Genomic DNA, 13,274 nt, shown 5'->3' on the forward strand with positions numbered 1-13,274 from the left:
CACCCCCGCGGTGCCGCCATTCCCCCACACCACACCGCCGGCGCCCCCCGCCTGACCCGTTCGCCGGCCCGAGGGGGCGCCGGCCCACTCTGAGTGGGCAGGCGCCCACTTCGCCCCCTCTGAGTGGGCGCTTGCCCACTTGAAGTGGGCAGGCGCCCACTCGGTCCCGTCCGCCTAGCGCGGACGGGAGACTTCTGTCACCCAACGTGACAGTCCTGGCCGGAGGGACGGAAGTTGCGGCCGTTCCACCGTCGCGGCCCGGGCCGGGAGTCGGCAGACTGGTCTCCCGTGAATCCCCTGCGTGTGTCGCTGCCCCGCCGTCTCGCCACGGCCGGGGTCGCGCTGACTCTCCTGGCGGCGTGCGGGACGGCGCGATCCGCCCCGGAAGCGGTCGTCACGCCGAGTGACGCCCCGCCGCCGGTGGCCTCGGGAGAGGGCGCGGGTGTGCCGGAGGCGAGCCCCTCCCCGTACGCGTCGGGCTTGTCGTTGTCGTCGCCCGCCGCGACGCGATCGCCGAGCAGTAAGCCCACGCGGACCTCGTTCTGGGGTGAGCCGGTGGTGGAGAACTTCGACGGGCCGCTCTCCGACGAATGGGGTGAATACGACACGCCCGACGGGACGCCGCCTCGCAGCGGCGATCAGGTCTCGGTGTCGGGCGGCATGCTGCACATCGCGGGCGGCGTGAACGAGCGGGTGGGCAAGGACGTCGGCGGGGGCGTGATGTTTTTGCGCGATCTCAAGTACGGCCGCTGGGAGGTGCGCTTCCGCGTGCAGGCCGGCGCCGGCTACTCCGCGGTGGTGTTGCTGTGGCCCAAGGAGAACGCCGACTGGCCGGCGGCCGGCGAGATCGACCTCGCCGAGATCACCAACCCGGCGCGGGCGTCGTTCGGCAGCTTTCTGCACCACGGGAAGGACAACCACAAGGTCGGCACCGACACCAAGGCCGACTTCACCAAGTTCCACACCATCGCCGTGGACTGGCTGCCGAACCGGGTCACCTATTACCTCGACGGCAAGAAGTTCTTCAACGTGACGCCCGGTCAGATCGAGACCGGGCTGCCCACCGAGTCGGTGATGCATCTGGCGCTGCAGCTCGACCAGGGCTGCGACGACTTCATCCCCTGCCGCACCGCCGAGACACCGAAGACCGTCATGATGGACGTCGACTGGGTGAAGGTGTATCGGGCGCCTTAGGTATGCATGCTCAGGCGTCGATGCTGCCCGCCGACAAGAGTGAGCCGCATGAGCATGCTTCGGTGGTGGGCGGTGGTCGTCGGGGGCGCCGCGGTCGCGTTGTTGCTGGCCTGGCTCGGACGGCTCGCCGGTGTGCCGCTCGCGGCGCTGCTGGCCGTGGGTGGCGGGGTCGCGGCTCTGATGTGGACGGTCGTGCTGGTCACGCTGCCCTGGAACCTGTACTTCGACGCGCGGCAGGTGTTGCGGCGCAACGCGATGTCGCGGGAGCGCGGTATCTCCGTCCCGGACGGCAGCGACCGGGAAGCCTGGCTGATCGCCCGGCGGACGCTGGTCATCGCCCTCGCCGGTCATGTCGGCACGGCCGTCGCGACCGTGGTGTTCGCCGTGGTCACCGGCAACCTCGCCGGGTACTGGCTGTCCGCGTTCTACCTGGTCTCCACGGCGGTGCGGCCGGCGCAGGCGTTCCTCGTGCACCTGCGGACGCGGCTCGTGGTGCTGCGCCGGGAAGGGCTGTTCCCGATCGACGACGTCGCCACGTTGAAGGGGAGAGTCGTCCAGCTCGCGGGCGATCTCGAGGCGCTGCGGACGGCCTTCGACCAATCCCGGGCGACGGCCGCCGAGGAGCTGCGGCGCACCGGGAAGGCGCTCGCGGACGACCACGCGCAGTTGCGGGTTCAGCTCGGGCGGCTGGAGAGCGCCCAGGCGACCGACCGGGCCGACTACCGCGCCCTCAACGACCGCACCCGCAACCGGATCGACGAGATGGCTCGGCGGATCGAGTCCACGTTGGACGGGATCGGCGATCATCAGGAGCTGTTGACCGGGATCCGGGCGCTGGTCCGCATGATCAGAACCGAGCCCGCCTGATCGCGCTTGCACGAATCAACGCCGCATCGCTTGCCCAGCTCGGCAGGCGGGTCTCAGTTGTCGCTATGGACGTTGAGGAAGCGCATCAATTCGCTGGGGGAGGCGGTGTATCTGACATTGTCGGCCCGCTCCAATTCCTCCCGGACAGAGGACAGGCCGCCCGGTGAGCTGTAGAAGACGATGGGAGTATCGCTTCCCGCGTTCCTTACTTGTTCGAGAAGATCAAGACCGGCGTAAATATTGAGCCGGCCGTTCTCCTCGCGACTCATATCGGAGACGATCACTCCGTACGGCCCGCCGTCGCGGAGACGTTCCATCGCCGATCTCGTGGAATCCGCCTGCACGATGCGGCGGCCCGCCTCTGCCAGGCGGGCACGCTCGTACAGATTGTTCTCCAGGTGATCGTCGACCCACAACACGGTGTTGGACGGAACCGAGGGATCAGGCACGACCGGTGGGTCCGCTGCGCCGATGTTCTGAGTCGCCTCGAGTTCGTTGACCCGATCCTGGAGATCGTTGATCTGCTTGCGCAACTCCTCCGAGGCTCTCTGCATCGAGATCCTTGCCCCGACGACCTCAACGTCGATCGAGTCACTCTGGCTGAGGAATCGCTTGAAGACGGGCAGCAGGAAAATAAGTACGACCACGACGACCAGTGGCCACAAAAGCGATGCGACGGCGGTCATTATCTCGGCCAACAGGCTCACCCCGCGGGTCTGACGGGAACGACGTGGCCCGCACCCTAGCAAGGGGCCGAGTCCACTATCGAGTTTCGAGAGCACATTTTCGTTTATCGCAGGCAGCCCGGCCACGGTGGCATGTTCATCGTCGGCCACCCGCGCGGGAACCGTGCGCTGATCGGCGCGCGCGTCGGCAGCAGCGTGACGTTGCTGCTCGTGCTGATCGGTTCGCTCACGCCCGAGGGCTCGCGGTCAGCGGCTGGCTGCTCGACTGAAGGCTCGCCGAGCCGGGGCGGCTGAGCCGACCGTGGCTACTCCTCGCCCTCGATGACGACGGTCGGCGGGGAACCGAAGATGCCCGTGGACGCGGCCGCCCCGAACGGCATGTCCGTGGTCAGCGACCGGCTGACCGGGCGGTAGGGCGGATTCCACCCGCGTGACGGCAGCCGGTCGAAGCCGGGCGCCGGGTCGGCCAGGGCCCGCTGGATCGCGGCGAGCAGGCGGCCCGCCTCCTCGGCCTGGTTGGTGTACCAGGACGACGACCAGACGCGGTGCAGGTGCCAGCCGAGCTCGCGCAGCTCCTGCTCGCGCAGCCGGTCGCGGTCGCGGGCCGACGGCACCGCGCGGTAGCCGGGGCCGTCCAGCTCGATGCCGAGCGCGTACACCTCGTCGGGGTGGTCGGGGTGCAGCACGCCGACGTCGATCCAGTGGCCGGCGGCGCCGATGCGGCGGCGGACGGCGAAGTTACAGCCGTGGATGGTCTCCAGCACCGATTCCTCGAATGCCGACATGTCTGAAGTGTCGGTGACGTCCGTGCCCAGCGTGGCCGCGTCCCGCTCGGCGTACTCGAGGAAGGCCTTCAGGTGCCGGATGCTCTCGTTGCCCATGTCCTGTACATCCGTGGCGTGGATCGACGAGACCACCTCGATGCGCCGGCGGGCGCGGGTGATGGCCACGTTGAGGCGGCGCCAGCCGCGGGCGCGGTTGAGCACGCCGAAGTTGGTGCTGATCTTGTCGTTCTCGTCGTAGCCGTAGCCGACCGACAGGATGATCACGTCGCGGACGTCGCCCTGGACGGCCTCGAGGCTCTTCACGAAGAAACCGTCCAGCCGGTCCGACTCGTCGAGCAAAGGCGCCAGTGAAGGGTGCTCGGCGACCATGTCCTCGACCGCCGACGAGATCGCGTCGGCCTGGGCCACCGACAGCGTCACCACGCCCAGCGTCTGGCCGGGCCGGTGGGTGAGGTGGTGCAGCACCCGCTCGGCCACCGCGGCCGCCTCGATCGGGTTGTCCGAGGTGGTCATGCGGTGGTAGACGCCGTCGACGTGGTAGAGCTGCACGCCGTGGTCGGGCTCCCGGGCGTAGGCGCGTGGCAGCGAAACCAGGCGGCCGTTGTAGTACGCAAGATTCGCGAAAGCGAAAAGCGCCTCGTGCCGGCTGCGGTGGTGCCAGCCCAGCTCCAGAACCGGGAAAGTTTCGTGCGCGAGGTCGTAGATCGACGGAAAGTCGACCACGTCGTCCTCGACCTTGTCGTAGAAAGTTGTCGGCGGCAGCTGGTTCGCGTCGCCGACGGTGATCAGCGCGTCGCCGCGGTAGACGCAGTTGATCGCATCGGCCGTGGTCACCTGGGACGCCTCGTCGATGATCACCACGTCGAACTCGATCTCCGGCGGGAGCAGGCGGCTCACCGCGAGCGGTGACATCAGCAGGCAGGGTTTCAGCGCCTGCACCGCGTGCCGGGCCTGGGCGATGAGATCGCGTACGGCGAGATGCCCCGTCCTCTTGCTGCCCTCCCGCCGGATGAGCGAGGGTTCGCCGGTGGTGGCCGCCGAGGGTCGCCGGGACTCGACCGCGTACACGATGTCGGCCAGCGCCGCCGCGTTGAGCTCGTTGTCGAGCAGCTTGAACACCTCGACGAGGTGCACCCGGTCCTCGGCGGCGATCGGCTGCAGGCCGTGGTCGGTGCGCAGGATCTGGTCGACCCAGCCCCGGTACAGCGCGCGCTCGAGCACGGGCCAGATCCGCTCGGCGGGGACCTCCTGATCGGCGCAGAACTCGAGGGCCTCGCCCAGGCCGTACGAAAGAATGGCGTCTTTTGCGTCTTGGTGGACGAACCATTCCTGCTGTCCCGTGGCGTCGTGCAACAGCTCGACCAGCAGGTCGCGGGCGGTGTCGTAGTCGCCGAGATGGGTGGTCAGCTCGATCCGCCGGGGCGGGGCGAACGCGCCCAGCACCTGCTCGCGGGCGTGCTCCCAACCGGCCACCGCGGCGGCCAGGTCGTCGCTGGACTCGGCCTCGCCGAGCGCGTGCGCCTGCTCCGCGGTGAGCTGCCGGTCGTGCCCGGTGTGCAGGCGGCGAGCCTCGGCGGTCCAGGCGACGATCTCGTTCATCAGGTCGTCGTTGGTCTTGGTGCCACGGTAGATCGAGCCGAGAACGGCGGCGTGCGGCCCGGCGGCGGCCCAGATCGCGGCCTCGGCGTCGACGGCGGCCTGCCGTTGCTGCGCGATCTCGACCGCCTCCGCGAGGGTGAGGTCACCGCGACCGGTCGGTCCGCCGTACGCGCGCAGCATCTCGGCCGCGGCCCGCAGCGGCGCGATGTGCGCGCGCAGCCAGTTGACGGCGTCCTGGATGGCGCCCTCGGCAAGCTCGGGCCGGGGCGCGCGGGCCGGGGCCTCGCGCAGCGTGGTACGGAACCGGTCGAACTCCTCGCGGGCCTCGCCGACGATGCGCAGCAGCGCGCTGTTGGGCCGGGGCGCGGTCACGTGCACGACGACCGCGGCGAGCGCCTCGGCGGGCGTCTCGCGGACGACCTCGTCGGCGGTGTGCAGCGCCTCCTGGACGGCGGCGAAGTCGGTGTCCATGCCGTCCCAGTGCCGGCCGAGGATGCCGGCGTGCTCGTCGGCCAGCTCCTCCAGCTCGTCGAGCGCCGCCTTCCAGGCCGCCGCGTCCTCGACATTGGCGACCGCTTCCTCGGGGGTGACCTCGGGCAGCGCCGACTCGATCGCGGTCTTCTTGGCCTTGCGGGTGGAGCGCAGCAACTTGCGGGGACCGCGCCGGTTGGTGAGCCGCTCGGCCATCTCCTCGATCGGCTCGGAGAGCACGCCCTCGTCGAAGTGGCGGCGGGCCTGCTCCTCGGCGGTGTTGACGGCCTCGACGGCCTTGCGCAGCGCGCGCACGGCGGCGTGCGCGGCGGCCATCCCGCCCTCGGCGAACCAGGCCGCCTCGGGCTTCGTGTCCCGGGCGATAAGGGCGGCGACGGTGATGACCCGGGCCGAGTCGGGGAAGCTGACCACGTGCGGCAGGCCGAGCCGGGCGGTGACCCGGTCGAGGCTCTCCTGCCGGGTCTCGAGCCGGTCGGCCTCCTCGGCGAACTTGTTGGCCAGGTGCTCGGCCTGCGCGGCGTTCAGCGGCTTCAGGTCGACGGGGTCGGGACGCAGGTGGGCCAGGTCGGGGACGCTGGTGAGATCGGCCGCGGACGGCAGTTCGGCCCACGGGATTCCGCCGTAGCGCAGCGCGGCCAGATGCCGGGTGAGATCGGCGGCGGCCTGCTGGATGGGCTGCAGGCTGGACGCGGTCAGCCACTCCTCGATGATCTTGCCAGGCTTCCGGCCGGCGTGCGCCGCGAGGGCCGCGAGCGCGCTCGCCCCGGCCGGCTCGTGCAGATCGAACGCGTCGGCCAGGGTCGAGTTGGCGATCACCATCTCGGCGAGCTTGCCGAGCGCCTTGAGGGCCTGCTTGAGCGGGATCTCCATGGGCTCGCGCTCGACCGCTTCCCGCCACAGGTAGCTCTCGCTGCGCAGCCGTCCGAGCCGTCCCACCGCGTCCCGGATCTGGTCGAGCCCTTCCGCGGTCAGTTCCGACGGGATCTCGCCGGGCACCGGCGCGGCCGGCACGTGCTGCAGCATCGCGCAGATGCCGATCACCTCGTGCAGGCTTCGCCCGAGCGGTTGCCGAATGCAATTCATGGCTTCCGCGTACGCCGAGAGCCGTTCCCGCCGTTCCCGGACCGCGCGCCGGTCGATGGGGTCCATGGTCGCGAGCGGCGCCGGATCGGTGTCCAGCGCCGCGGTCAGCGCGGTCGCCACCTCGCGCCGCCCGGTCAGGTCGCTGTGCAGCGGCAGCAGATAGTTGCCGAGCCCCGCTTCGGTGAGGCGCCGCTGCACCGTGTCGAGCGCGGCGGCCTTCTCCGAGACGACCAGCACCCGCTTGCCGGCGTGCAGCAGGCAGCCGACCATGTTCGCGATCGTCTGCGACTTGCCGCTGCCGGGCGGCCCGTCGAGCACGAAGCTGCGCCCGGCCACCGCGGCGGCGACCGCGGCGCGCTGGCCGGCGTCGGCGTCGAGCAGCAGCGGGATGTCCTCGGCGGGCGCGATCTCGTCGATCCGGGCCGGGTCGGGCGGGTCGAAGGCGAACGCGTGCGCCGCGTCCCGGGTGGCCAGGGCCCGCACGAGCGGGTGCTCGACGATGTGCGGCTCGCTCTCCATCAGGTCGGCGTGGATCGACTCGCGGTGCACGCCGAAGCTGGACAGCACCACGGTTTCGTCGGCGTACCAGCCGGGCCGCTCGCCGATCGCCACGTCGATGTGCGCCCAGAGCACGGTCACATCGAGGTCGGCTAGCGCGCTCACCTCGGGCAGCGCGATGTCGAGCGGACGCATGCGCAACGCCAGGGCCGGGTTCACGATCGGGTCGTCGTGCCGCGCGCGCAGCAGCGGCCCGGCCGGGTCGATCTCGACCGGAACAAGCAAGATCGGGCTCTCGTACGGGGTGTTGCGGTCGTCCGTCCAGTGCATCATCCCGATCGCGAGGTACAGCGAGCACACCCCGCGGTCGAGCATCTCCTGGCGCGACCGGCGGTAGAGGCGGTGCAGCAGCGCGCCCAGCTCCTCCTCGGGCAGTGGGGTGCGCAGCACCTGCTGCTCCGGGCCGCTGTCGCCGCCGGGGAAGCCGAAGACGCCGTCCTCCTGGAGGACCTTGAGCAGCGACTTCGGCGACGGCCCGGTGATCGGGACGGCGTCCGACGGGGTGCGGCCGAAGTTGAGCAGTCGGTTGGCGTCGGTGAGGTCGACGAGGCCTTCGCGCCACGTTTCGAGCGCAGCCCTGACCTCGCCGTCGGGTTGCTCGCTCTGTTCCGCTGCATGATCCGGCCGCATGCCTCAATTGCAGCAAGACGGACGGCCGTTATGTTGGGGATTCGCCCGCTTCCGTCGGTCTTTTATGAAGGAAGCGGGCGAATCGCTCGTATCATCAGGCGACGGGCACCGGCTCCGGCGCCTCACGCTCCAGGGCGGCGCCTTCGACGTCCAGCTCCGGCAGCCGGCGCAGCCAGCGCGGCAGCCACCAGGCGGCCTTGCCCATCAGCGCGATCGCGGCCGGGATGGCGATCATCCGGACCACCAGGGCGTCGAAGAGGATGCCGATGGCCAGTGCGAAGGCGATCGGCTTGATCGTGTCGTTGCCCTGCGGCACGAAGCCGGCGAACACCGAGAACATGATCGTAGCCGCGGCGACCACCACCGGGGCGGCCTGCCGGAAGCCGGTGACCACCGCGTCGCGCGGCGTCGCGCCGTGGGCGTGCGCCTCGTGCATCCGCGACACCAGGAACACCATGTAGTCCATGGCCAGGCCGAACAGGATGCCGACGATGATGATCGGCGACAGGCTCAGCAGCGGGCCGGTGACCTTGGCGTTCACCACCTCCTGCAGCCAGCCCCATTGGAAGACCGCGACCGTGGCGCCGAATGCCGCGCCGATCGTCAGCAGGAAGCCGAGCACGCCGGCGACCGGCACGAGGATCGAGCGGAAAACCAGGACCAGCAGCACGAACGCGAGGCCGACGACGAGCGCCAGGTAGATCGGCAGGGCGTCGCTGAGCTTCTGCGACACGTCGATGCTGATCGCGGTCTGGCCGGTGACGTAGACCTTGGCGTCCGGGCCGTCGGAGACCTTGTCGCGTACGGCGTGGACCAGGTCGACCGTGTCCTGGGAATCCGGTCCGCTGGCCGGGATGACCGTGATCAGCGCGGCGTCGCCGGCCTGGCCGGGACGCGGGGCGGTGGCCACGGCGACGCCGGGCAGGGCGCCGATCTGTTCCCGTACGGTCGCCGCGTAGGAAGCGGAACCGGCCCCGTCCACCAGGACCAGCAGTGGCCCGGCGAAGCCCGGGCCGAAACGCTCGGAGATGATCGCGTCGGCCTTGGCCTGGGTGCTGCCGGGCACCTCCTGCTGGATCAGCGAGGTCTGCATCTTCGTGACCGGGATGGCGATCACGCCGAGCGCGGCGACCGCGACGATCAGGCTGAACCAGCGGCGCCTCGTGACGATGTCGCCCCAGCCCTTGAAGAAGCCGCGGCCCTCATCGCTGCTCTCTTGTTGTGATCGCTTCTTACGCGGGAGTGCCTTCAGGCCGATGATGCCGAGCACGGCCGGCACGAGGGTGATCGCGACCAGCACGGCGATGACGACGGTGGCGGCCGCGGCCAGGCCCATCTCGGTGAGGAACGGTATGCCCGCCACGCTCAGGCCGGCCAGGGCGATCACGACGGTCAGGCCCGCGGTCACCACGGCGGAACCGGCCGTGCCGACCGCCATGGCCGCCGCCTCGGGCACGGGCAGGCCGCGCAGCAGCTCCTGCCGGAAGCGGGTGAAGATGAACAGCGCGTAGTCGATGCCGACCGCGAGGCCCAGCATCACCGCCAGGATCGAGGTGGTCGACTGCAGCTCGACGAAGCCGGTCAGCGTGACGATGCCGAGCGCGCCGATGCCGACGCCGACGATCGCGGTCAGCAGGTTCATCCCGGCGGCGACCAGCGACCGGTAGGTCAGCGCGAGCACCAGCAGCGCCACCACGACGCCGAGGCCCTCGGCCGGGCCGCCCACGTCGGCGCCCGACTCCTTGGACGCCTCGCCGCGCACCTCGACCGTGAGACCGCCGGCGCGGGCCTGGCCGACCGCGCTCTGCAGCGCCTCCCGCTCGTCGGCGGTGATCTCCGAGGCCTGCACGCCGTAGCTGACCGTGCTGTACGCGGCGGTCTGGTCGCGCGAGACCACCGGCGACTCGGGGTCGAGCGGGTTGGTGGCGGCGACCGCGCCGGGCAGCTTCGCGAGCTTGCCGACGATCTCGGTGACCTGGGCCGCGCCGGCCGGATCGGTGATCTTGCCGCCGCCCGGGGCGACCATGACCACCTGGGCGGTGGCGCCGCCCGAGGCATCGCCGAAGCGCTGCTTCAGCAGGTCGAGCGCGATCGTCGACTCCTGCCCGGGGATCGAGAAGGAGTTGACGGTCGGCCCGGACAGGGTGGCCGCGCCGACGCCGACCGCGATCAGCGCCACCAGCCAGGTGACGGTGACCATGATCTTGTGACGTACGGCTGCCAGTCCGAGGCGATGCAGCAGCGTTGCCATGTCGGGGGGTTCCTCTGCCTAGGTGATGAGGTGGCGCTTTGTTACCGGCGGTGGCCCAGGGCGTCGTAGCCGACTTCGACGATGCCGCCCAGGTCGGCGGCGGTGAGCTTGTCGTGCATGGCGACCGCCGTGACGGCGAGCGCGCCCAGGGCGCCGACGATGCGCAGCATCCGGGGCAGGTCGATCTCGGTGACGCAGGCCGGATCGGCGATGCCGAAGGCGGTGAACACGACCCCGCCGATCTGCTGGAGCACTTCGCTGTCGGGGGCGCTCATCAGGCCGCTGAGCAGCAGCGCCACGGCGCCGGGCCGGGCCATGGCGAGCCGGGCGACGCCGGTGAGCACCACCCGGTCACGGCCGGGCCCGAGCGGCAGGCCGTCGGCCTCGGCGGCGATCGCGCGCATCTCGGCGATCGCCCGGTCGACGACCGCTTCCTGCAGCGCCTCCTTGGTGGGGAAGCGGTGCAGCAGGCCGGTCTTGGAGTAGCCGACCGCGTCGGCGACCCGCTGGATCGACGTCTCCTTGAGCCCGTGCCGGGCGAAGAGGGTGGCTGCCGTTTCGAGGATCTCGTCCTCGATCTGCTGCTTGGTCGGGCGCGGCATGCGGACCAGCGTAGTCGGATATGGACCAGCCTGGTCGGGAACCGACCGTGGCGGTCCTCACACGTTTTTCGGGGAAAGCCCCTGAGTTGATCTCGGGGTGTCGGTGGTCTTCATGGCTGATTGCCCGTTTTGCAGGGCGCTTCTGTCGTCGCGGCGACAGCTACGCGAATCCGGGTGCGACCGGGGTCAGACCCGGATGTTCCCAGCTCCGGCCCTGCATAACTTCAGGTTCGACACAGAAATCTCTTTTCGACGGGCAGGGGGACCCCATCATGGGGAAGCGGCCGGTGACGGTACGCATGGCGCGGTGGAGCGCCGAGCATCCATGGCGCGCGATCGCGCTGTGGGTGATTTTCGTGGCGGTGTGCTTCGTGGGGGGCAACGCCGCCGGCACGGTCGAGGCGACCGCGCAGGACGACGCGATCGGCGAGGCCGGCGAGGCCTACGTGATGATCGAGAACGGCAAGTTCGCCGACGAGCCGGCCGTGGACAACGTCCTGATCACTTCGCTCTCCGGCAAGCTTGATCCTTCCGCCGCGGCCAAGGCGGCCTCCGATGCCGCCGCCAAGCTGGGCACGGTCACCGGCGTGGCTTCGGTGGGGGAGCCGATCCCCGCTCGCGATGGCTCGGCGCTGCTGGTGCCGATCACCATGGCCGGCGACCCCGACACGGCCTCCGACCGGGTCGAGCCGCTGCGCGCGGCCACCGCCTCGGTGCAGGCGGCGCATCCGGACCTGCGCATCGAGGAGGTCGGCGGACCGTCGATCAACAAGGCGCTCGACGACACGCTCGGCAAGGACTTCCAGAAGGCCGAGATCCTCAGCCTCCCGGTCACCCTGGCCATCCTGATCATCGCGTTCGGCGCGCTGATCGCGGCCGGCATCCCGGTGCTGCTCGCGCTCATGTCGGTGGCCGCCGCCATGGGGCTCTCCACCCTCGCCTCGCACCTGGTGCCGATGGGCGACGCGACCTCCAGCGTGATCCTGCTGATCGGCCTGGCGGTCGGCGTCGACTACTCGCTGTTCTACGTGCGCCGCGAACGCGAGGAACGGGCTAAGGGACGCGGCCACGTGGACGCCGTGGAGATCGCGGCCGAGACCTCGGGGCACGCGGTCGTCGTGTCCGGCACTGCCGTGATCATTGCGATGGCTGGGCTGTTCCTGGCCGGGGACTCGACCTTCTCGTCGCTCGCCACCGGCTCGATCCTGGTCGTCGCGGTCGCCGTGATCGGATCGCTGACCGTGCTGCCCGCCATCCTGGCCAAGCTCGGCCGCTGGGTGGACCGGCCGCGCGTGCCGTTGCTGTGGCGGCTGACCGCTCGCCGCTCCGGTGAGCCGGGACGCGCCTGGCGCAAGATCCTTTCGCCGGCGTTGAAGAAGCCTGCCGTCACCCTGCTGGTCAGCGTTCTGGCGCTGCTCGCGCTGGCCGCGCCGGCCATCGGCATGAAGCTGCGGTTCCCGGGGATCGAGGACCTGCCCCGCACCACGCCGGCGATGCAGGCCTACGACCGGCTGGCCGCCGCGTACCCGAGCAACGGGACCAACCACATCGTGGCCGTCACCGCGCCGGCGAGCGAGGCCGGCGCCGTCAAGGCGGCGCTCGCCTCACTGGCCCGCAGCACCGAGGGCAACCGGTTGTTCGCGCCGCTGGAGACGACCGGTCCGGACATCGACCAGTCCGCCTCGAAGACGGTGACCGTGCTCAACCTGGCCACCCCGTTCGCGACCCGCAGCGACGAGGCCACCGACTCGCTGCACGAACTGCGGCTCCGGCTGGCGCCCGCGGCCCTCGACGGCATCCCCGGCGTGAAATACGCGATCGCCGGCGGCGTCGCGGAGAACGAGGACTACGCCGCGCACATCTGGAAGACGCTGCCGATCGTGGCCGGTTTCGTGCTCATCCTCACCTTCCTGGTGATGGCCTGGACGTTCCGCTCGGTGGTGGTGGCGCTGACCTCGATCGGGCTCAACCTGCTCTCCGCGGCGGCCGCCTACGGCCTGCTGGTGCTGGTCTTCCAGAACACCTGGGCGGAAGGGCTGCTCGGCTTCACCTCGACCGGCGCGATCGTCAGCTGGCTGCCGCTGTTCCTGTTCGTGGTGCTGTTCGGCCTGTCGATGGACTACCACGTCTTCGTCGTCAGCCGGATCCGCGAGGCGGTCGGGCGCGGCGTGCCCACCCGCGAGGCGGTCGCCGACGGCATCGTGGGGTCGGCCGGCGTGGTCTCCAGCGCCGCCATCGTGATGGTCGCCGTCTTCTCGATCTTCGCGACGCTCAGCACGATCGACATGAAGCAGCTGGGCGTCGGCCTGGCCGCGGCGATCCTGCTGGACGCGACGATCATCCGGGCCGTCGTGCTGCCGTCGCTGATGACGCTGCTGGGCCCGGCCAACTGGTGGGCGCCGAGGTTCATGCGGCCGCGGGGGCGGCACGCTCTGAATTCACCTGAGCGCGAGCCTGAGCCCGAGCTCGTCGGAACTCACTGACCCTCCCTTTGTTGCCGGTGGGCCGCTCTTCGCGGCCCACCGGC

At 70.6% G+C, this 13,274-nt stretch carries 8 protein-coding genes; 4 read left to right on the forward strand and 4 right to left on the reverse strand.

Features of this window, described 5'->3' with window-relative positions; translation table 11 throughout:
* Positions 1–288: 288 nt before the first annotated feature.
* Both ACIA5D_RS42425 and ACIA5D_RS42430 read left to right on the forward strand, forming a co-directional pair.
* Positions 289–1,194, forward strand: coding sequence for a family 16 glycosylhydrolase (locus ACIA5D_RS42425; RefSeq protein ID WP_396036305.1), 906 nt, complete (start codon positions 289–291; stop codon positions 1,192–1,194).
* A 48-nt stretch (positions 1,195–1,242) separates the two neighbouring features.
* Entirely contained in the window at positions 1,243–2,061 is an 819-nt protein-coding gene (locus ACIA5D_RS42430) for a hypothetical protein (RefSeq protein ID WP_396036306.1), read from the forward strand.
* Between the two features lie 53 nt (positions 2,062–2,114).
* On the opposite strand, the gene ACIA5D_RS42435 is transcribed toward ACIA5D_RS42430, so the two are convergent.
* The gene (locus ACIA5D_RS42435) at positions 2,115–2,768 is read right to left on the reverse strand and encodes a hypothetical protein (RefSeq protein WP_396036307.1); all 654 of its coding nucleotides are present in this window, start codon (positions 2,766–2,768) and stop codon (positions 2,115–2,117) included.
* 111 nt (positions 2,769–2,879) lie between these two features.
* Here ACIA5D_RS42435 and ACIA5D_RS42440 point away from each other — a divergent pair, with 111 nt between their 5' ends.
* The gene (locus ACIA5D_RS42440; RefSeq protein WP_396036308.1) at positions 2,880–3,041 is read left to right on the forward strand and encodes a hypothetical protein; all 162 of its coding nucleotides are present in this window, start codon (positions 2,880–2,882) and stop codon (positions 3,039–3,041) included.
* 11 nt (positions 3,042–3,052) lie between these two features.
* On the opposite strand, the gene ACIA5D_RS42445 is transcribed toward ACIA5D_RS42440, so the two are convergent.
* The 3 genes from ACIA5D_RS42445 to ACIA5D_RS42455 form a co-directional block, all read right to left on the reverse strand.
* Positions 3,053–7,894 (reverse strand): DUF4011 domain-containing protein, encoded by a 4,842-nt coding sequence (locus tag ACIA5D_RS42445; RefSeq protein ID WP_396036309.1) that lies wholly within the window; start codon positions 7,892–7,894, stop codon positions 3,053–3,055.
* Positions 7,895–7,988: 94 nt separating this feature from the next.
* Positions 7,989–10,145, reverse strand: a complete 2,157-nt coding sequence (locus ACIA5D_RS42450) for an MMPL family transporter (protein WP_396036310.1) — start codon at positions 10,143–10,145, stop codon at positions 7,989–7,991.
* Between the two features lie 41 nt (positions 10,146–10,186).
* Positions 10,187–10,747, reverse strand: coding sequence for a TetR/AcrR family transcriptional regulator (locus ACIA5D_RS42455; RefSeq protein WP_396036311.1), 561 nt, complete (start codon positions 10,745–10,747; stop codon positions 10,187–10,189).
* A 272-nt stretch (positions 10,748–11,019) separates the two neighbouring features.
* On the opposite strand from ACIA5D_RS42455, the gene ACIA5D_RS42460 reads away from it, so the two are divergent.
* On the forward strand, positions 11,020–13,230 hold the full coding sequence (locus ACIA5D_RS42460) for an MMPL family transporter (protein ID WP_396036312.1): 2,211 nt from the start codon (positions 11,020–11,022) through the stop codon (positions 13,228–13,230).
* The last annotated feature ends 44 nt before the right edge of the window (positions 13,231–13,274 follow it).

The sequence above is a fragment of the Actinoplanes sp. NPDC051513 genome, from assembly GCF_044454685.1.
Lineage (GTDB): Bacteria > Actinomycetota > Actinomycetes > Mycobacteriales > Micromonosporaceae > Actinoplanes.

Excerpts from the sequence above, each read along its gene's own strand:
- ACIA5D_RS42430 (WP_396036306.1), top strand. The coding sequence starts at position 1,243 with ATGAGCATGCTTCGGTGGTGGGCGGTGGTCGTCGGGGGCGCCGCGGTC.
- ACIA5D_RS42440 (WP_396036308.1), top strand. The coding sequence starts at position 2,880 with ATGTTCATCGTCGGCCACCCGCGCGGGAACCGTGCGCTGATCGGCGCG.
- ACIA5D_RS42445 (WP_396036309.1), bottom strand. The coding sequence starts at position 7,894 with ATGCGGCCGGATCATGCAGCGGAACAGAGCGAGCAACCCGACGGCGAG.
- ACIA5D_RS42450 (WP_396036310.1), bottom strand. The coding sequence starts at position 10,145 with ATGGCAACGCTGCTGCATCGCCTCGGACTGGCAGCCGTACGTCACAAG.
- ACIA5D_RS42455 (WP_396036311.1), bottom strand. The coding sequence starts at position 10,747 with ATGCCGCGCCCGACCAAGCAGCAGATCGAGGACGAGATCCTCGAAACG.
- ACIA5D_RS42460 (WP_396036312.1), top strand. The coding sequence starts at position 11,020 with ATGGGGAAGCGGCCGGTGACGGTACGCATGGCGCGGTGGAGCGCCGAG.